This is a genomic window from Megasphaera lornae, from assembly GCF_000214495.1.
Classification (GTDB): domain Bacteria; phylum Bacillota; class Negativicutes; order Veillonellales; family Megasphaeraceae; genus Megasphaera; species Megasphaera lornae.
Genome location: NZ_AFIJ01000032.1, coordinates 95,596 through 115,715, shown reverse-complemented (window position 1 = coordinate 115,715; position 20,120 = coordinate 95,596). Strand labels below are relative to the sequence as shown.

The following is a 20,120-nucleotide window of genomic DNA, read 5'->3' as shown; positions in this document are numbered from 1 at the left end:
AATGTGCAGCTTTTAGATGGAAAGAAAGTGGCCGCATGGTATCGACGACGGCTGAGAACGCAAGTGGAAGCACGGCGAAAAGACGGGGTGTATCCGGAGCTGGCTATAGTATTGGCCGGGGAGGATACGGCATCGGCCATGTATGCGTCGTCTATGAAAAAAGCGGCGGAAGCGATCGGTTTACAAGGAACGATACATCGATTTGCGGCAACGGTTACAGAAGAAACGTTGTTGTCTTGTATAGAGAGGTTAAATGGTAAGGACGAGGTTTTCGGCATTTTGTTGATGCTGCCATTGCCTTCTCATATCCATGCAAATCGCGTTATTAACGCCATCTGTCCGGAAAAGGATGTAGACGGTCTTACGGACAGCAGTGTGGCACGATTATATACAGGCAAGCCGTCGTTTATACCGTGTACGCCTAAAGCGGTGATGGCAGTATTGGCGTATTATCATATTGCGTTGGCAGGTAAAGAAGTGGTGATTGTAGGGCGCAGTAACATTGTAGGCAAACCGTTGGCACAATTATGTTTGCAGGAAAATGCGACGGTAACCGTTTGTCATTCTCATACGCAGGCGTTGTCGCAAGTAGTACGTCGGGCCGATGTTGTTATAGGGGCGGTGGGAAAAGCGGCATGTATTACAGGGGATATGATTAAGCCGGGCGCCGTCGTGATTGATATCGGTATTAATTGTAAAAACGGTAAGACTGTCGGCGATGTTGCGTTTGACGAAGCGGCAAAGATTGCCGGAGCGATAACACCTGTACCGGGGGGGATAGGCGCTGTGACGACTACTATGGTATTGGAAAATGTACTTACACACAAATGAGAAAGTTAAAAAAGGGGTGCTTGATTATGAATATTTTAGATTCGTTTTTTATTCACTATTTACATCGGTTCGATAAATATTGTTTTACCGTAGAACTTCATGGGAAAAAATATACTATCGGTGCGGGGGAACCGGCTTTTGAAATTGCTATTCATAAAGACATTCCCAAGCGGGAATTGTTATCTTCAACTTCTCTGGCTTTAGGGGAAGCCTATATGCGCAAAGATTTGGAAATTAAAGGGGATTTATTTACGGCTTTGCAATGTATGTTGAGTCAAAATAATCAATTTTCCTTGGATAAAAGTGCGTTAGGAAGAATTTTATATACGTCGGAATCAAAATCCAAACAGAAGGAACAAGTATCCTCTCATTATGATTTGGGGAATGATTTTTATTCGTTGTGGTTGGATCCTTCTATGAGTTATTCGTGTGCATATTTTAAGAACGACACGGATACATTGGAAGAAGCGCAGCATAATAAGGTGCATTATATTTTAGAAAAATTACATTTGCAACCGCAGATGACGTTGTTGGATATTGGTTGCGGCTGGGGATATTTATTGATTGAAGCGGCAAAAAAATACGGCGTGAAGGGATTTGGCTGCACCTTAAGTAAGGAACAATGGAAAAAAGGGCAAGAACGTATTAAAGCGATGGGATTGGAAGGGCAAGTTCAGATTGAATTGATCGATTATCGGGACTTGGAACAATCGGGGCGTACCTTTGATCGTATTGTCAGTGTGGGGATGTTGGAACATGTAGGCCGCTCCAATTATCCGTTGTATATGGAAACGGCGGAACATTTGTTGGTAGAAGGCGGGTTGTTCTTGTTGCATTATATTAGCGGACATGATGAAACGGTAGGGAATCCGTGGATGCGCAAATATATTTTTCCCGGCGGTACCTTGCCGTCTTTGCGGGAAATCATCAGTTTGGCATATGACAATGATTTCCAAGTTATTGATGTAGAAAGTTTGCGACGCCATTATTATAAAACGTTGATGTGCTGGTACCATAATTTCCAAGGTGTACGGGATCGGGTTATTGCGGCAAAAGGTGAAGAGTTTGCACGTATGTGGGATCTGTACCTTTGCGGTTGTGCCGTCTCGTTCTTTATCGGAAATATTGATGTGCATCAGGTGTTAATGACGAAGGGCACGAATAATGAATTGCCGATGACACGGTGGTATTAAAAAGTTGTATATATCGGATTCGGAACGTATCTGCGAAGCGGATACGTTCTTTTTTTGGGAAAGAAGAGATACTTGCATTCTCGATATTTTTTAGAAATAATAATGCCTAAATGGCAATCATAATATGCTTTACTTTTATCGCTTGCTGAACTATACTTAAGTTAAACGTATAACTTTTGTCGATATAGAGAATAAGAAGGGAGCTGGTTTTATGGTCGGACAACTTACGAAAACCATGGACGGCAATGAAGCAGCGGCACACGTGGCCTATGCGTTTACGGAAGTGGCAACGATTTATCCCATTACGCCGTCTTCACCTATGGCGGAGCATGTGGACGTTTGGGCAGCCAAGGGCAGAAAGAATATTTTCGGCCAGCCTGTAAAATTAGTGGAAATGCAGTCGGAAGCCGGTGCTATAGGTGCGGTTCACGGCGCGGCGGAAACGGGGAGTTTGTGTTCGACCTTTACGGCTTCTCAAGGTCTGATGCTTATGATTCCTGTCATGCATCGCTTGTCGGGTCAGTTAAAACCGGTGGTAATGCATGTGGCGGCACGAACGGTCGGATCGCATACGATGTCGATTTTCGGGGATCATTCGGACGTTATGGGGTGTCGTAATACGGGATTTGCCATGCTTTGCAGTGCGAATGTGCAAGAATGTGCCGATTTGGCGGCTGTGACACATTTATCGGCGATTAAAGGACATGTGCCGTTTATGCATTTTTTTGACGGCTTTCGTACATCCCATGAAATTCAAAAAATTCAATTGTTGGACGAGGATACATTGGCGGCGTTAGTGGATCGGGAAGCCTTGTATGCGTTTAAACATCGGGGCCTGAATCCGGAACATCCGGTGATGCGCAGTACGGTTACCAATCCGGATATGTTCTTTCAAGCACGAGAAGCAAATAATCTCTGGTATGAGCGGTTGCCGGGGATTGTGCAGGAATATATGGATGCGATAGGGGCTTTAACGGGGCGGACGTATAAAATATTCGAATATTACGGCGCGGCGGATGCGGAAGATATTGTTGTAGCGATGGGATCCGTTGCGGGGACGATTCAAGAAACTGTAGATGCCTTAAATCGGGAAGGAAAGAAAACCGGTTTGCTACAGGTGCGGTTGTTCCGGCCATTTTCATTGGAACATTTTTTGCAAGTGTTACCGCCTACTGTCAAGCGCATTACTGTTATGGATCGGACGAAAGAACCGGGCGCCTTGGGAGAACCTTTGTATTGTGATATTTGTGCAGCTTTGGAACATAGAGGCTTGCCGTTGTCGGTCTATGCCTGTCGGTACGGGCTTTCCTCTAAAGACGTGCCGCCGGCCTCTATTCATGCAGTGTTTCAAAATATGTGGAATCCGGCGCCGAAAAAGCATTTTACCATAGGAATTTTGGACGATGTTACGAAGTTATCCGTTCCGGATACACCTATTTCGGTAGACATGCGGGGAACGATAAATTGTAAGTTTTGGGGATTCGGTTCGGACGGAACGGTCGGTGCGAATAAAAATTCGATTAAAATTATCGGTGATAATACGGATATGTTTGTACAGGCTTATTTTGAGTATGACACGAAAAAATCGGGAGGGGTTACCAAATCCCATTTGCGCTTCGGACAGCAGCCGATTCGGGCTACATACTATATAAAACAGGCGGATTTTTTAGCGTGTCATAAAGAAGCCTATATGGATACGTATGATATTATGGATGAAGTGCGGGTAGGGGGCACTTTCCTTTTAAATTGCAGTTGGCGTGCGGAAGAATTGGAAACCCGTCTTTCGGCGGCGGTTAAACGGAAGCTTGCCGAAAAGAAAGTAAAGTTTTATATTATTGATGCGGCGGCGATTGCGGAAGAAATCGGCTTGGGAAGAAATCATACCAATATGGTTTTACAGGCGGCATTTTTTGCGTTGACCCGTATTTTACCTTTGGAAGATGCGGTGAAATACATGAAAAAAGCCATTGTCGAGACATATTTAGTAAAAGGTGAAAAAGTTATTGCCATGAATCAGGAAGCGGTAGACCGCGGTATTAACGGATTGGTGGCCGTGTCGGTACCGGAACATTGGGCGACGGCGGAAGACACTCGTCCCGTTGAAGAACGTCGGGTTCCGGATTTTATTAAAAAAATTGTAGATCCGGCCAATGCACAGAAGGGCGATTCCATACCGGTCAGTGAGTTTGTGCCGTATGTGGACGGCTCGTATCCGTTAGGCACTACACAGTATGAAAAACGCGGCATTGCTTCGACCGTTCCCGAATGGATTCCGGACCGTTGTATACAATGTAATCGCTGCGCTTTGGTATGTCCGCATGCCTGTATTCGGCCGTATTTAGTCGATGAACAGGAAAAAGCGGCGGCGCCGGCTTCTTTTGTGACCAAAAAGGCGATCGGCAAAGACATGGGGGCATATGAATTTCGTATCCAAGTATCGCCGTTGGATTGCTATAGCTGTGATACGTGCGCCAATGTGTGCCCCGCAAAAGATAAGGCGTTAGTAATGCGCCCCTTGGAAACGCAACGACAGGAAGATGTGAATTGGCAATTTGCACAAACCGTACAACCAAAAGTGACGGGAATGGATAAATTTTCGGTTAAAGGGAGTCAATTTAATAAACCGCTTTTGGAGTTTTCGGGGGCTTGTGCCGGTTGTACGGAAACGGCATATATGAAGATTTTGACACAACTTTTCGGTTCGCGTATGTTGGTGGCCAATGCCACCGGGTGTACGCAGGCTTGGGGCTCGGCAATGCCCAGTATTCCGTATACGACGAATCATGAAGGGTATGGGCCGGCATGGTCCAATTCCGTGTTTGAAGATAATGCGGAATTTGCGTTGGGAATGGCCTTGTCTATGGAGCAGCAACGGGAAGACATACGGCTGAAGACCGAACAATTGGCGGCCCTTACGGTCGGCCCGTTGCAAGAGGCGGCTGTCGCCTGGTTGGCGTCCATCGGTGTCGACAATGAAGGCGAAGTGACGGAAGATATCAGTCGTCGGTATATTCACGAATTACAGCAAGTTACGCTGACGGGAGAAGCGGCCGTACTACAACAATACATTTTGGCACATAGAGAACATATAATAAAGAAAACAATTTGGATGTATGGCGGTGACGGTTGGGCATATGATATCGGCTATGGCGGACTGGATCATGTGATGGCCATGGATGTCAATATTAATATTATGATTGTTGACACGGAAGTGTATTCCAATACGGGCGGGCAATCTTCCAAAGCAACGCCTATAGGAGCGGTGGCGCAATTTGCGTCATCCGGTCGTAAATTTAATAAAAAAGATTTAGGACGTTTACTCATGACATACGGTCATGTGTATATTGCACAAGTGGCGTTGGGCGCCGATCCCGGTCAGCTGATCAAGGCGATTAAAGAGGCGGAAGCTTACAACGGACCGTCCGTTATTATTGCCTATGCACCTTGTATTAATCACGGCTTAAGCTGCGGCATGGGACACGCGCAGGAGGAAATGAAGCGGGCCGTGGCTTGCGGATACTGGCATTTGTATCGCTATAATCCGGTATTAAAACAAGAAGGAAAAAATCCTTTTATATTGGATTCCAAAGAGCCTCAGGAATCGTTCCGGGATTATTTAATGGGGGAAACTCGCTATGCGGCGTTAACCCGAACGTTCCCGGAATTGGCGGAAGAATTATTTGTAAAGGCGGAAGAATTTGCCAAACAAAAATATGAAGTATACAGGATGTTGGCGGGCAAATAGAGAAACGGCAAGCATACAGTCGGAAAAGGGCCGTATGCTTGCTTTTCCGCATATAGAAAGGAGGAGAAAAGAATGAAAACCATTTGGTTTGTGCGTCATGGAGAAAGCGTAGCCGATAGGGGGGAAGCTACGGAAAATCCGCAATTTATTTTTTTATCGTCGGCAGGCATTACGCAAGCCGGAACCTTTGCGGAGCGCTTTCCGTGGCAACCGGAACTGATTCTGACATCTCCTTATTTGCCGGCGGAACAAACGGCGTTAAAAATGATTGCCCGGTTTCCGGAAGCGGCAACGGGGATCTGGGAATGTGTGCGGGAATTTGTGTGTTTATCTCCCGGACGTTTTATGAGCACCACTTCCGCCGAACGGCAACCGGCATTGGCAGCCTATTGGCAACGGGAAGATCCGGATTTTGTTGACGGCCCGGGAGCGGAAAGTTATCGGCAGTTGGCGGCGCGAACGGAGCATATGTGGGAATTATTAAGCCGGAGAAGAGAGCGACATATTCTTATATTTTCGCACAGTCGTTTTATCAGCAATGTATTATTGCAATATTATCATCCCGGGTTGGCGGCGGAGACTTATATGCGACTTTTTCCTCGAGAAAAAGTAATCCCGCCTTGTACGGTACAGGAAGTACAAGTTTTTCAATGAAATATAAGGGGCGACCGTTGTATTCGTTCGGGCTTGGGCGCGGAAAAATTTTTTCAAAAAGCGTTATTGATGTTTTTTCTTTAGGGAGCGGCAATCGGACCGTTCGGTTTGCTGTAAGTTTCTCTTTCGGTTTCGGCATATTTATGGTACAATGACTTGATAGTGAAACTATTTATTATGGCGGAGCATGGGATCATTTTGCTCATAAATATACCTTGACTCAAAGCTATCAGGAGGCAACGGATTTGGAGAAGCTTGTTATTCGTGGTGGAAAACCTCTTCGGGGAACGGTACGTGTCAGCGGTGCAAAAAATGCTGTTTTGCCGATTATTGTCGCATCCATGTTGGGAATGACGCAAAGTACCCTGACGGAAATTCCGGAATTGGCGGATGTGCAGACGGTTTGCGATGTCATTCGTTCTTTAGGCGTAGAGATTAAAAAGTTACAAAAAGGCGTGTTGGAAATCGACGCGGCAGGATTAAATGCAACGGCGGCACCCTATGATTTGGTACGACGTATGCGTGCTTCTTTTTTGGTAATGGGACCGCTGTTGGCACGCAAAAGAAAGGCGGAGATTTCCCTTCCCGGCGGATGTTCTATCGGTGCGCGCCCGATTGATTTGCATTTAAAAGCATTTGAAGCGATGGGGGCGTCTATTACGTTGGCGGACGGCAATATCAAGGCGGAAGTGCCGCAAGGGTTGAAAGGCGCACAAATTTATTTGGATTTTCCGAGTGTAGGGGCTACGGAAAATGTGCTGATGGCGGCGGCTATGGCGGAAGGTAAAACGATTTTGGAAAATGCGGCGGAAGAGCCGGAAATAGTGGATTTGGCGACTTATTTAAACAGTATGGGCGCCAACATTCGCGGTGCCGGTACGAATGTTATTCGCATTGAAGGCGTGAAAACATTACATGGAGCCGCACATGCCGTTATTCCCGATCGTATTGAAGCCGGCACGTTTATGGTGGGTGCCGCAATGACCGGGGGCGATGTGTTTGTGGAAAATGCGTTATCAGAGCATTTAAAACCTTTAATTGCCAAGTTGAAAGAGGTAGGTGCAACGGTTGAAGAAGAAATTGACGGCATTCGGGTCATGGGCGGTTCGCAGCGGCGTTCTGTAGACATTAAAACGCTGCCGTATCCGGGATTTCCGACGGATATGCAGGCACAATTTATGGCCTTAACGACCATCTGCAAGGGTACGAGTGTAGTCACGGAAACTGTTTTTGAAAATCGCTTTATGCATGTGGATGAATTTAAACGAATGGGTGCAAAAATTCGCATTGAAGGAAGAAGCGCCGTGATTGAAGGGGTGCCTGTGTTGCGAGGCGCTTCCGTGAGTGCTACGGATTTACGTGCCGGTGCGGCGTTGGTTTTGGCCGGATTGGTAGCGGAAGGCGAAACCAAAGTGGGATATTTGTATCATATCGATCGCGGCTATGATAATTTGGTAGCAAAATTGCAAAGGCTAGGTGCTGATATTGTTCGGGTCAATATGGAAGAAGAAAACTGATACTTCATCATGCCGGCAAGAAAAGAAATCCGTTTGGTCGAAAAATCATTGGCCGGGAAAGGATATTGCCATTGATTTGGGGACGGAGAACATTGTCATATATGTAAAAAAACGGGGAATTGTGGTGAATGAACCGTCGGTCATTGCTGTGGATACGGAGCGAAATACAGTGGTGGCGGTAGGGAAAGAAGCGTATGCGATGCAAGGACGAACGCCCGGAAATATTGCCGCCTACCATCCGTTGCAGGCCGGCGTGATTGCCGATTATGACGCCACCGCATATATGTTACATTATTTTATCGGTAAGGCAATCAGAAAAGTACGTCTTTTTAAGCCGCGCGTGTTGGTTTGTGTACCGTCGGGTATTACGAATGTAGAGCGTCGGGCGGTTATGGAAGCGTTGGTACAAGCCGGCGCCGGTAAAATTGTTATTATGGAAGAAACGTTGGCGGCGGCAGTAGGCGCCGGTATAGATACGGCCCGTTCGAACGGCTCTATGGTAGTGGACTTGGGCGGCGGTACTACGGATGTGGCCGTTTTAAGTTTAAGCGGGATCGTGATCAGTGCGTCTTTGCGGCTGGGAAGTCGGACGTTCGATCAAGCCGTTCAGCAGTATTTGGAGCGGTATAAACATATTACAGTAGGCTGCGGTACGGCGGAAAAATTAAAAATATTGATCGGCACGGCGTTGGCGGACGGTAAGCAGGATACGGCGGTAGTGCATGGACGCAGTACGGAAACGGGATTACCTGCGGAAGCGGATATTGACTCCCAAGAAATTCGACAGGCGTTACAGGAACCGTTGGATTGTATTTTAAAAACTATTTTGGATATGTTAGAAAAAACGCCGCCCGAATTAGCTGCGGATATTGCGGATCACGGTATTTTATTGACCGGCGGCGGCATGTTGTTGGACGGATTGGACCGATTGATTGTACAAAAAACGGGCATTGCCGCTTATTTATGTGAGGCGCCGTTGCTCTGTGTTGCACAAGGTGCCGGAAAGGCGTTGCGCCATATGAATGATTTTAAAAATAATATGGAAGATATTTAAAGGAGTGTACCATGCGTATAGTAAAGAATGTGATGACCGTCATGTTGGGGGCGTCCTTCCTGGCGGTAACGCCGGTAATGGCTGAAGAGGTATCTTGCGCCTCCGTATTAACCGGAACGGTGGTATCCGTTGCGGCTGTAGGGACGCAAGTAAAAGAAGGCGATGTTTTGCTGACCGTAGCGTCTTTAGCCGGTCCCATGCCGGCGATCAGAGCGCAAAGGGACGGGGTTGTCAAAGTGGTTAAAACTGCGCCGGGGGCAGAAGTACAACAAGGCGCGGCAGTTATTATTGTGGATGAAAAGTAAGGGTATGCACGCATGATAAATTGGCGAAAAATTCGAAAAATAGCAGGGTATTCCCGGCTGCTGGTATTGTGTTGTGTAATGACCATGTCTGTACAGGCACAAGAATTTATGGCAGTCAAAGATGTGCAGGAAGGCATGACGGGATATGCCAAAACCGTTGTCCACGGTACTGCGATAGAAACTTTTCCCGTTAAAATTATCGGGGTCATGAAAAACAGCGGTCCTTCCGGCGATTTGGTATTGGCGGAATTTTCAGGGCCGTTAATTGAACGCAGCGGCGGGATTGCACAAGGAATGAGCGGCAGTCCCGTATATATTAACGGAAAATTATTGGGAGCCGTGGCCTATGGGTGGTCTTTCACGAAATCGCGTTTGGGCATGATTACGCCTATTACCGATATGGTGAAATTATGGAATGTGCCGAATGAAAATGAAATGCGACCGTTTAATGCGAGAGAAGCTTCTTTAATACCCATTACCACGCCGTTAATGACGTCCGGTTTGGATAGTGCTTCGTTACAGTGGTTTGTGGGAAAGTTACCTCAATATCGGTTTCATCCGGTGGCGGCCCCGACGTCTTCCGGCGACGGCGCATCGGTTGCTTTGGAGCCGGGAAGCGCGGTGGCGGCGGCGTTAATGAACGGTGATATGAAAATGGGCGCTATCGGTACGGTAACCTATGTGGACGGCGATCATATTGTGGCGTTCGGACATCCGTTTCTAAAAAAAGGAAGCATTAATTATTTTATGCATAATGCTTATATATTTACGATTGTCAACAGTTTAAATACTTCGTTTAAATTGGGATCGATAGGACGGGAAACGGGGGTTATTGAACAAGATCGCGGTGCCGGTATCGCCGGGCGCCGCAACGATCTGCGTCCGGGAATCCCGGTCATTATTAAAGCTACCGATGAAGATACGGGGACAACTTTGGAAAAACGAGTAAAAATAGTGGAAGATAATGAGCTGACTCCGGTGTTGGCTTCCACGGCCGTCTATAATACGATTAATAAAACGTTGGATCGATTTGGCGGCGGGACGGTTTCGTTAACGTATACGATCCGGGGTGCCGGGGGGACGGATAGAGATATTACGCGACACAATATGTATTATTCATCAGAAAATATCAATGAAAAAAGTATTGATGAATTATATAATGTGTTGGATATGTTGAAGCATAACGAATTTATTGCGTACCCCGTATTGGATATTCAGATGAATGTGCGTGTATCGCAAGCTAAAAAAACGGCGCGTATTGTAGATGCTTCGGCGGCTCCTGCAGTAGTCGCTCCCGGTGATGAAATTTATTTAAAGGTTAAGTTGCATCCGTATCGCGGTGCCGATGAAACGCGTATCCTGAGTTTTACGGTGCCGAAAGATCAGCCTCCGGGAGAAATGATTTTGGAAATTCGCGGCGGCGGGGTGACGCCGCTTCCGTATTTGATCGAGCGGCAAAAATATAATTTAACGGATGAAATTTTAGCTCGCCTGCGTCATTATAAAGATTTTGCGGAGTTGAAGAAAAAAATTGAAACGGAAGAAAGTAATAATGATTTAGTGGTTGAAATCTTAGATAAAAATGTCAGTATGGTACCGGATAAAAAGGATACATCGGATAAGGTGAAGATTCGTGAAAAAGTAGAGAATCCGACCGATTCGGACTTACGGAAGCCGCACAAAAAAGGGGCAAAAGAGGAAAAGGATACAGAAGCCAAGACCTTGGTTCCTACGCCGTATATTATTCTTGGTGACGGTCAATTGACGTTTCAGGTAGTACGTCCGCAAGAAAGAGAAAAATACAGGAAAAAGTACCGGTCGGCAGCCGGAGCTTCGGCCGTTATGAAAGCGGCGATAGAAACGGCAGAAGGAGCCACAAAAAAAGACCGGAAAGACAGTAAGACAAAGAACGCGGAAGAGGCGGCGGCAGTGTCGGCGGACACGGATACCGTCATAGGCTCTTTATAATCGTAAGAAAACGCCTGTCCTTGGAGGACGGGCGTTTTCTTATGGTGCCTCTTGCTATCAAAGGGGGATAATGCTATTATCATAGATAGTTGAAACTGAAAAATTCGGGCCTTATATGCGCGGGCAGCAGCATCATGAAATATCTGAAGAGGTGACATAGTGGCATGACCGTTTTGGAGTGTATAGGAAATCGGGTACTTTCTCTCTTCTCGCAGGTAGGGGCGTTTACCTTACTTTGGGGACGTACGATTAGACAATTGCCGAATATAAAGTGGCATTTGACGATATATCAAATGGCGAAATTGGGTGTCGATTCATTGCCTATTGTCAGCTTGACGTTATTGTTTGCCGGCATGGTTATGACGTTACAAATTGTGGATATTTTGTTGCGATACGGCGCGCAATCTACGTTGGGCGGGGCTATGTCCGTATCTATGGGGCGAGAACTGGGACCTATTTTAACAGGGGTTGTTATGGCCGGACGGGTAGGGGCGGCGATGACCGCGGAAATCGGGACGATGAAAGTGACGGAACAAATCGATGCCTTGCGGTGTCTGGCCGTGAATCCGATTGCGTATTTAGTTGTGCCGCGGTTTGTTGCCTGTGTGCTCATGGTGCCGCTCTTAGCTTTTTACGGCTATGTTATCGGCACTGCCGGCGGTTATGCCGTGGCTGTATGGGGCGCCGGTTTGGCACATTTTACCTATGTAAATTCCATTGCCGTATTGACGGCGGTCGGGGATATTGTATACGGGCTGATTAAAGCGATGTTTTTCGGCGGTATTATTGCCGTTATTGCCTGTTATGAAGGATTCCATGCCGAAAGCGGTGCCGAAGGAGTGGGCCGGGCGACGACGAAATCGGTGGTTACTTCCATTGTATTCATTTTTATTTGTAATTATATTTTATCGGTTATCTTATATTAGGAGTACGTATGATTTCCTTATGTGATCTAAGCTTTGCGTATAAATCTCAATGTATCTTGGACCATGTTAATTTAGAGATACACCAAGGGGAAACCCTGGCGATTTTAGGTGCGAGCGGTTCCGGAAAAAGTACCTTATTGCGGTTGCTTATAGGCCTGCAGAAACCGACGAGCGGGAAAATATTGTGGGACGGACAAGATATTTCCCGGTTTTCCGAAACGCAGTGGGATCGGGCAAGAATGCGCATGGGTATGGTATTTCAATATTCCGCTCTGTTCGACTCTTTGTCGGTGGGGGAAAATGTAGCTTTCGGTTTGCGGCAACGAACTTCTTTGGCGGATACGGAAATACGGCGTATTGTCGCTGAAAAATTGGCGCTTGTCGGGTTGGCGGGGAAAGAAGAGGCCCGACCGAATGAGTTGTCGGGCGGCATGAAAAAGCGGATCGGTTTGGCTCGGGCGTTGGCGCTGAACCCTGAAATTATTTTGTATGATGAACCGACCGCCGGGTTGGATCCGTTGCGCAGTGCGGATATTAATCGTTTAATACGGGATATGCAACAACAATTACAAGTAACGTCGGTGATCGTTACACATGATATGACTTCGGCTTTTTATGTGGCGGACAGATTGGCTTTTTTGCAACAGGGAAAGTTTCGGTTAATTGCCGATAAAGAAACGTTTAAAAAAACGAAAGATCGGGATATTCAGTTATTTATTCATGGAGGAATACTTCCGCATATGGAGATGAGAAATAATGAAATGGAATGCTGAAGCAAAAGTGGGGTTGGTTACGATCGTCGGCGTTTTGGTATTTTCGTATGTCATTATTGATTTGGCGCAAGCCGAAATTTTCGGCAAACCCGGCTATGAAGTGCAAGCGTTGGTGGCGGATGCGAACGGATTGCAAAAAGGAAATGTCGTACGCTATGCCGGGGTAAATGTGGGGCGTGTGGAAAAAGTGGTGCCCACCGCCGAAGGCGTCAGGGTGACGCTGAAGTTGAATAATGAGGTAAAAATACCGAAAGATTCGCAAATTTCTATTACAACGGACGGATTGATGGGAGAAAAAATTGTGTCCATCAAAGCCGGACGGGACACGACGCATTATTTGCAGTCCGGAGATCGCGTGGCGGGAATGCCCGCCAAGACGATGGCGGATATGATGGACAGTGCCGGTTCTTTAATGAATAATGCGAATACGATGGTAGAAAATATAAATGCCATTGTGGGAGATGCACGGACGCAACAGGCGGTGCGCGGCTCTTTGCAACATATTAATGGGATTACGGCACAAACGGATGCCTTATTACAGCAAAATTCGGGAAATATTCGACAAATTACACAAAATATGGCCGCTTTAACGGGGCAAATGAACGTTTCTCTGCAACGGCTTGACGGCGACGGCGCGACCTCGGAAAATGTGCGATCCGTAGTGCGAAATATGCAGATTACGAGTGCTAAATTGGCGGTGGTGGCCGATTCTCTGGCAAGTGTATCCGGTGATGCACAAACGCAGTCGGATATAAAAACAACCTTAAAAAATACAGCCGCTATTTCGCAGAAGGTAAATCAGTTATTGTCGGGAAATAACGATGTACAGACTACCGGCGAAGCCGGTATATTATATAATACGAGTAAAAAAGAAACTTATGGATATGCGAATTTTATAGTAAAGCGCAACAAGAAATTTATTTTGTTGGGCTCTGAAGGTATCGGGAATAGAACACGTATGAATTTGCAATATGGAACGGACGGTAAATTGATGGATGCGCGCTGGGGGCTGATTAACGGTGAGTTGGGAATCGGATTGGATTTTTTTGCCGACGGCCCGTTGCGGTTGTCGATAGAGGGATATAATCCGAATCAGTGGCAATATCGTTTTAAGGGACAATATCGCGTGGCTCCGAATGTGTATCTTTTCGGACAAATAACGCGGCCTTTCCGACAGCAGGACGGCGGTAATTATTATGGGCTGAATTATTCTTTTTAGTGTCGAGACCGAAAGGGAAAGATGGGGGTTTTTATGAAAAAAATATAGTACAAAAAATAGGTATGATTATGGCTTTTTCCGCCGTTACGATGACCGTTGCGGCGGCAACCCCGGGGACGGCGGACGGTGTTCCGGAAAATGGGAACATTCGTCCCGTAGATGTAACCCCTTTGATGCGAGAAGAATTGGCCGAACAAATTGCGGCTCATACGGCGGTGATTCGTGAACGGGAAGCAAAAAAAGCGGCGGCTTCGGTTATAACGGACAAGGGAGCGCATACGACGCAGATGACCTTGGATTTGCCCAAAACGGTACGGTTGGCACTGGCGTATAACAGAGATTTAAAAGCGTCTCGTTATGCTGTTAAAAAAGCGGAAGCGGCTATCGGTGAAGCCAAAGCGGCACGCAGTATAACCGGCGAATATACATTTTCCGCCGGACGCGGCTCGGCGGTAACGGCGATGGGACCGATGACGGGCAATCAATATAATCATGAATTGACCGTGTCCTTGCCGTTGTATACGGGGGGGCGGATAGAACACGGGATCGCCTTGGCTGAATTAGGAAAAGAAGCGGCGCAGGAAGACTTGTTAAAAAGCGAACAGAATACGAAATTAGAGGCGGTTAAAGGATATTTTTCTTTATTGGCGGCACGGGAAGTGCAGCGTGTATATAAAGAGGCGGTTGCCAATTTACAAGCGCATGTACAGAATGTAAAAGCGCAATATACGGTAGGTACCGTTGCCAAGGTAGATGTGCTGCATTCCGAGGTTTCATTGGCTGCGGCTAAGACGCGCGCTGTAGGAGCGGATAATGAGGCGGCTTTGGCGGAAGATAATTTGGATAATATTTTAGGATTACCGCTTACGACGGCGTTGACCTTACAAGATCATCGCCTGCCGTTTCAAGCCTATACGTTGTCTTTGCAAGAATCCACGCAGTATGCATTGACGTACAGACCGGAAGTTTTACAGGCGGCGTTGTCTGTACAAAAAGCGGCGACGTATATGGCTTTGGCCAAGGCGGACAATCGACCGACGGCGGGCATTCGGTTTACACAAGCCTGGAATGATACGGCATTTCCCGGCACCAAGCATAAAACATGGTCTTTAGGCGGGCAAATATCCTATCGGTTTTATGACGGCGGAGCCGGGAAACATAAAATTTCTCAAGCTCGGCAGGACTTGAATATTGCCGGTGAAATAGAACAAAAAACGCGAGACGGTGTGCAATTGCAAGTTAAACAGGCTTATTTGGCCGTTCGCAGTGCGGCACAGCGTGTACGGGAAACGCAGGCGGCAGTGACGCAGGCGGCCGAAGGCTTTGCTATTTCACGGGTGCGTTATGAAGCCGGCGTGGGGATCAATTTGGATGTATTGGATGCACAGTTGGCATTAAATCAAGCCAAAATAAACCATATACAAGCTTTGTATGATTATAATGTGGGAATTTCTTCTTTAGAACAGGCGATGGGGATGGACGTGCGTTCCGGCGTTGTTCGGCCTTGATAAAAGGTACCTGTCGGGGCGGCTCTTTCCGGCTTGATTTTATAAGAGGGGATCGGTACAATGAAGAGAGAATTGTGAAGAGAACAGTTCTCTCTTTAATTATTAAGAATCGATAACAGGTGAGAAGCGTGAAAAAAACACAGATTGTCATGGGGACAATCGGGGTATGCGTAGCGGTCGGTCTTGTTGCAATACAAGCGGAGAAACCCGTATTGTTACAAAAGGTTGCGACCGTCATACGGTATTCGGTCAATAAAAAAATAAATGGTTCATTGCAATTTTCTTCTTTGCAGATTGATTGGCAGGGGGCCGTCGTTTTACAGCACCCGGTCATTACCGATCGACAAGGGCGTATTGTGGTATCCGGAAATAAGGTCACGTTACAGTTGAATCCGTGGCGCCTGCTTTCCGTATGGAAAGGCGCGAACGCGGCAGTCGCCATTGATCGCGTGGATATTGATGCGCCTACGTTGCATGTTTGGCGGAATGTAAATGACAAACAGTGGAATATACAATCTATTTTACAATTTGAACAATCGCATACGGATAACGGCTTCAGGGCGGTTATCGGGGTGCGAAACGGCACGATACGCGCTTCTTTGCCCGGAAGAACGGGCATACGGATTAAAGATTGTAACGGTACGGCTGATTTTTCTTCGCCGCAAAAGGTGCGGGTGAATTTGGACGGCAAGCTGGAAGGGCGACAAATTTCGTTACAGGGGATATATGGGTCGTCGCAATTTTGGCAAGGTACCTTGCGCAGTGACGGCATTCCCCTGGTATGGTGCCAAGCGATAATTCCGCCGCAGGCGGTGCCGGTTACGTTTCAAGGCGGCATGATACAGCGGCTGCGGATTGGCGCGTCACAGCACGGGACACAACGAAGGCTGCAGGGGCGATTGGAAATACAAGCCGGTAAAGCCGCAGTTAAAGGGGTGCATTTGACGGCTGTTGACGGTACGTTGGTATTAGATTCTTCGGTGATTCACGTGCGACAAATGCAGGGGAAGGTGAACGGGCAGGCGGTACAAGTAGCCGGGAATGTAGATATTTCCGGCGCCGTTCCGCAATGTAATATGGCGGTAGATGCCGAACGTATACAGCTACGTGCTTTTCCGGCCTATGTGCCGCAGGCGTTGACCGGAGAGGCGGGATTTTCCGGACGGATACAGGGAAAGATAAATGATTTGCAAGTGCAAGGTCGGGTTACCGTTCCTCGGGCTTCGTATCAAGGTGTGTCATTGCGGCAAGGACGGGCGGAAGTGGAATTTAAGCGGCATCGCCTGGCGGTTAAACGAATATACGGACAAGCGGCAAACGGTACGGTGACGGGAGACGGGACGTATGACGGGAAAACGCATATTTTTTCGGCAAAGTTGAAAGTAGCGCAAATGCAATTAGCCAAGATACCCTATTGTCCCCGGTCGTTACAGGGCGTGATTACCGGTAATATTTGGCTGCATGGACCGCTGACAATATCCGGTATACAAGCTGCCGTGCAAGGGACTGTACGGAATTTGACATACAAAGGGGTACAGATTCCGTATTTGCAAGGGAACGTGCAGTATACCGGGGGCATGCTGCGAGTTTCTTCTATGCAGGCGCATGCGGGCGGCGGTGCCGTACAGTTGCAGGGAACCTATGACTATAACCGCCGCATTCCCGATTTTTCTTTCCGTATACAGGGTGTGCAGCCGCAGTTTTTATCTACCCGTCTTCCCATAGCGATCAGGGGAATTTGGAACGGTAAGGGTGCGGTGTATGGTCCCTTATGGCAATGGCGATTACAATTTCAGGCTGTTAAAGGGGCGGTGCAGCAGCGGCGTTTTGATACGTTGACAGGCGAGTTGCAGGGCGATCGCCATATGATTAATATACAGCAGGCGCAATGGCGATATCATGACGGCATTCATACCGCACAGGGCCGGGTGAATGTAGCGGCAAAAACGTTGAATTTATCTATTCACAGCAATCGTGTACGGCTGGAAGATATAGCGGGTAACATGGTACCTCGTCATATGCGCGTAACCGGTTGGGCGGCGAATGATGTACTGATTCGAGGACAGTGGACTCGACCGGAAGCTATCGGGCGCATTCATTTATGGGACGGTTCGGTACAGGGGTATTTATATCAACAAGTGCAAGGGGACTATCATTATCAAGACCATACGTTGTATTTGAATAATGTGACGGCTTCGGCTTATGATGCGAATTTTACCGCCAAGGGGTCTGTAGGGAAAAAGATGGATCTGGCAGTACACGGTCAATCGATTGAAGTGCCGCGATTTATCAGAAATAGTCCCCTGCAGCCGCAGGGCTTTGTGGATGTACAGTTGCATGTCGGCGGTACGCCGACAGCACCCGACCTGCAAGGAAATGTACGGAGTCGACGCTTTATTGTGCAGGGATTTCCCATGGAAGCAGTGAACGGTGATTTTTCTTATGTAAATCATATTTGGCGATTGAACAACTTGTCCTTTAGACAGGGACAGGGTAAATACTCCGCGGTCGGGACGGTAAATGTACGGACGGGAAAACTGTCCGCTTATACGAAAATCGCACAGGGGAATTTGCAAAATATATTGCAAGTGGCCCATATTCCCGTACAGAATGTTAAAGGAAGCGTTGATGGCGAAATTCGAGTGCAAGGGACAAGGAAAGATCCGCATGTAGACGTGGTCGGCACCCTTACGCAGGCGGCTTTAAACGGGTTAAACATAGAGCCTTCACCGGTGCATATTATGTATAACGGGAAAACGGTAACGATCCGTTCATTAGTCTTGAAAAGCGGCGATGCCGTGTTGGCGGTAAAGGGAAAGTATTCGTTTTATGGGCCGGTACATATGCAAGTGGCGTTAAGAAAATTTCCTTCTACTGTATTAACCGGTATATTGGGACATACTCGGCTACCGCTTATTTCTCCTGTCGATTTAGTAGCGGATATAAAAGGAACGGCACAGCAGCTGCAGGCCGATGTCTCGGCGCAGTTGAACGGCGGTACGATTAACGGCATTCCGTTTGACAAGGCGTATGCGTTAGGGAATTTTAAACAGGGAAAATTTATGTTGAATCAGGCAACGATTACGAAAGGTAATTATCGGGTCAGTGCCAACGGCGTGGTTCCTCTGCGGGCATTGACGGATGAAAAATCGCGGGATCCATTGGCGGTTACGTTGAAATTGGACAAAGCCAATTTAGATGCATTAACGTTTTTAACTCCCCGTATACAAGCTGCAACCGGAGAGGTAAAAGGAAATCTCACGCTGGGAGGAACCGCTGCGCGCCCGTTGGTGCACGGTGAAGTGACTTGTGAAGACGGAACGGTTAAATTTCGTGATGTAAAATATCCTTTGCAGCATATAGTCGGGCTTGCTTCGTTTCAAGGTAATCATATGGTAATGGATGTGAAGGCCGCTATGGATAAGGAAGATGCACTTCATCCCGGGACGATAGCCATACAGGGCGAGGCGGATTGGCAAGGACGAAGACTTACGCAGTATAAGGTGACGGCGGATGCGGATCACCCGGTAATATATTCGCCTTATTTTAAAGGCCCGCTGAACGGACATCTTCTTTTAAGGAATCGTCAGCATAAACCGATACTCAGCGGTATTGTGCAAATCGCCCATGCCGTGATCAAGCCGCCTTTAGCGATGAGTTCGTCCGCCTCTTTGCCGAATATAGGATTGGATCTGACCGTATCATCGGGACAGTCTGTACGGTTGTATAATCCGGCAATTTGTGATTTAATGATAACAGGTTCGGCGACTTTCCGAGGGTCCACCCGACAACCGAAGCCTTTCGGTAAATTTGAAGCCCGGTCCGGTCTTGTGCGATATTTGGATACGAATTTTAAAATTGCCAAGGCGCAAGCCGATTTTTCACAGCGAAATTCGTTGTTGCCTACGGTAGATATAGAAGGGAACAGTCGGATCGGTCAATATGATGTGGGGTTGACGTTACGAGGGCCTGTAGAGCGAATGGATTTGATTTTACGGTCGAATCCACCGTTGACGAAACAGCAAATCGTGTCTTTGATTACATTGCGAAACGGGAATGCCAAACAGCAAAGTTCGCTGGATGACAAGGATTTTCATCAATTATTGGGCTCCGGACTTCGGATGACTTTGAATAGTTTGGGGATTACACAGCAATTAGAACGCGTGCTGGCCTTAGATCGGTTAATGGTGACAAACGGTTCCCTGAATTTGAATGATCGTAATACGGATTTAAGTAAGAATTATTATAATATTGAAATGGGTAAGTATATATATGATAATGTGATGCTGACGGCCGCTTTCGGATTGAATCACCAAGATAATCGTGTAGGGATACAGTATGATTTAACGCGCGGTTTAAGTATAGATACTTGGAAATCGAAAGACTCCTCGTTTTTAGGTGCAACCTATCGCTATTCATTTTAAAGG

The 20,120-nt window shown here is 47.2% G+C and carries 13 protein-coding genes; all 13 read left to right on the top strand.

The features are described 5' to 3' along the window. Positions 1–3: 3 nt before the first annotated feature. The 13 genes from HMPREF1039_RS04975 (at position 4) to HMPREF1039_RS04915 (ending at position 20,117) form a co-directional block, all read left to right on the top strand. Complete coding sequence (locus HMPREF1039_RS04975) at positions 4–831, top strand: bifunctional methylenetetrahydrofolate dehydrogenase/methenyltetrahydrofolate cyclohydrolase (RefSeq protein WP_007391266.1); 828 nt, start codon at positions 4–6, stop codon at positions 829–831. A 26-nt stretch (positions 832–857) separates the two neighbouring features. After that, entirely contained in the window at positions 858–2,024 is a 1,167-nt protein-coding gene (locus HMPREF1039_RS04970; protein ID WP_007391283.1) for a class I SAM-dependent methyltransferase, read from the top strand. A 211-nt stretch (positions 2,025–2,235) separates the two neighbouring features. Then, entirely contained in the window at positions 2,236–5,769 is a 3,534-nt protein-coding gene (gene nifJ / locus HMPREF1039_RS04965) for a pyruvate:ferredoxin (flavodoxin) oxidoreductase (RefSeq protein ID WP_007391296.1), read from the top strand. Between the two features lie 72 nt (positions 5,770–5,841). Continuing rightward, positions 5,842–6,423 carry a histidine phosphatase family protein gene (locus tag HMPREF1039_RS04960; protein WP_007391216.1) on the top strand — a complete coding sequence of 194 codons (582 nt, stop codon included), beginning with the start codon at positions 5,842–5,844 and terminating at the stop codon, positions 6,421–6,423. 245 nt (positions 6,424–6,668) lie between these two features. Next, entirely contained in the window at positions 6,669–7,940 is a 1,272-nt protein-coding gene (gene murA, locus HMPREF1039_RS04955) for a UDP-N-acetylglucosamine 1-carboxyvinyltransferase (RefSeq protein WP_007391248.1), read from the top strand. Beyond that, a complete protein-coding gene (mreB, locus tag HMPREF1039_RS04950; RefSeq protein WP_288888998.1) occupies positions 7,909–8,994 on the top strand; it encodes a rod shape-determining protein in 1,086 nt (361 codons plus the stop codon). Before murA ends, mreB begins: the two co-directional genes overlap by 32 nt. 11 nt (positions 8,995–9,005) lie before the next feature. Beyond that, entirely contained in the window at positions 9,006–9,299 is a 294-nt protein-coding gene (locus tag HMPREF1039_RS04945) for a DUF2118 domain-containing protein (protein ID WP_007391232.1), read from the top strand. A 12-nt stretch (positions 9,300–9,311) separates the two neighbouring features. Next, positions 9,312–11,267 (top strand): SpoIVB peptidase S55 domain-containing protein, encoded by a 1,956-nt coding sequence (locus HMPREF1039_RS04940; RefSeq protein WP_007391290.1) that lies wholly within the window; start codon positions 9,312–9,314, stop codon positions 11,265–11,267. 164 nt (positions 11,268–11,431) lie between these two features. Further along, positions 11,432–12,193, top strand: a complete 762-nt coding sequence (locus HMPREF1039_RS04935; RefSeq protein ID WP_007391264.1) for an MlaE family ABC transporter permease — start codon at positions 11,432–11,434, stop codon at positions 12,191–12,193. Between the two features lie 8 nt (positions 12,194–12,201). Further along, positions 12,202–12,966 carry an ABC transporter ATP-binding protein gene (locus HMPREF1039_RS04930; RefSeq protein ID WP_007391322.1) on the top strand — a complete coding sequence of 255 codons (765 nt, stop codon included), beginning with the start codon at positions 12,202–12,204 and terminating at the stop codon, positions 12,964–12,966. After that, positions 12,950–14,185 (top strand): MlaD family protein, encoded by a 1,236-nt coding sequence (locus HMPREF1039_RS04925; protein WP_007391292.1) that lies wholly within the window; start codon positions 12,950–12,952, stop codon positions 14,183–14,185. The genes HMPREF1039_RS04930 and HMPREF1039_RS04925 overlap by 17 nt, the downstream gene beginning before the upstream one ends. Positions 14,186–14,247: 62 nt before the next feature. Further along, entirely contained in the window at positions 14,248–15,693 is a 1,446-nt protein-coding gene (locus HMPREF1039_RS04920) for a TolC family protein (protein WP_007391291.1), read from the top strand. A gap of 128 nt (positions 15,694–15,821) precedes the next feature. Then, entirely contained in the window at positions 15,822–20,117 is a 4,296-nt protein-coding gene (locus HMPREF1039_RS04915) for a translocation/assembly module TamB domain-containing protein (RefSeq protein WP_007391312.1), read from the top strand. Positions 20,118–20,120 lie beyond the last annotated feature (3 nt).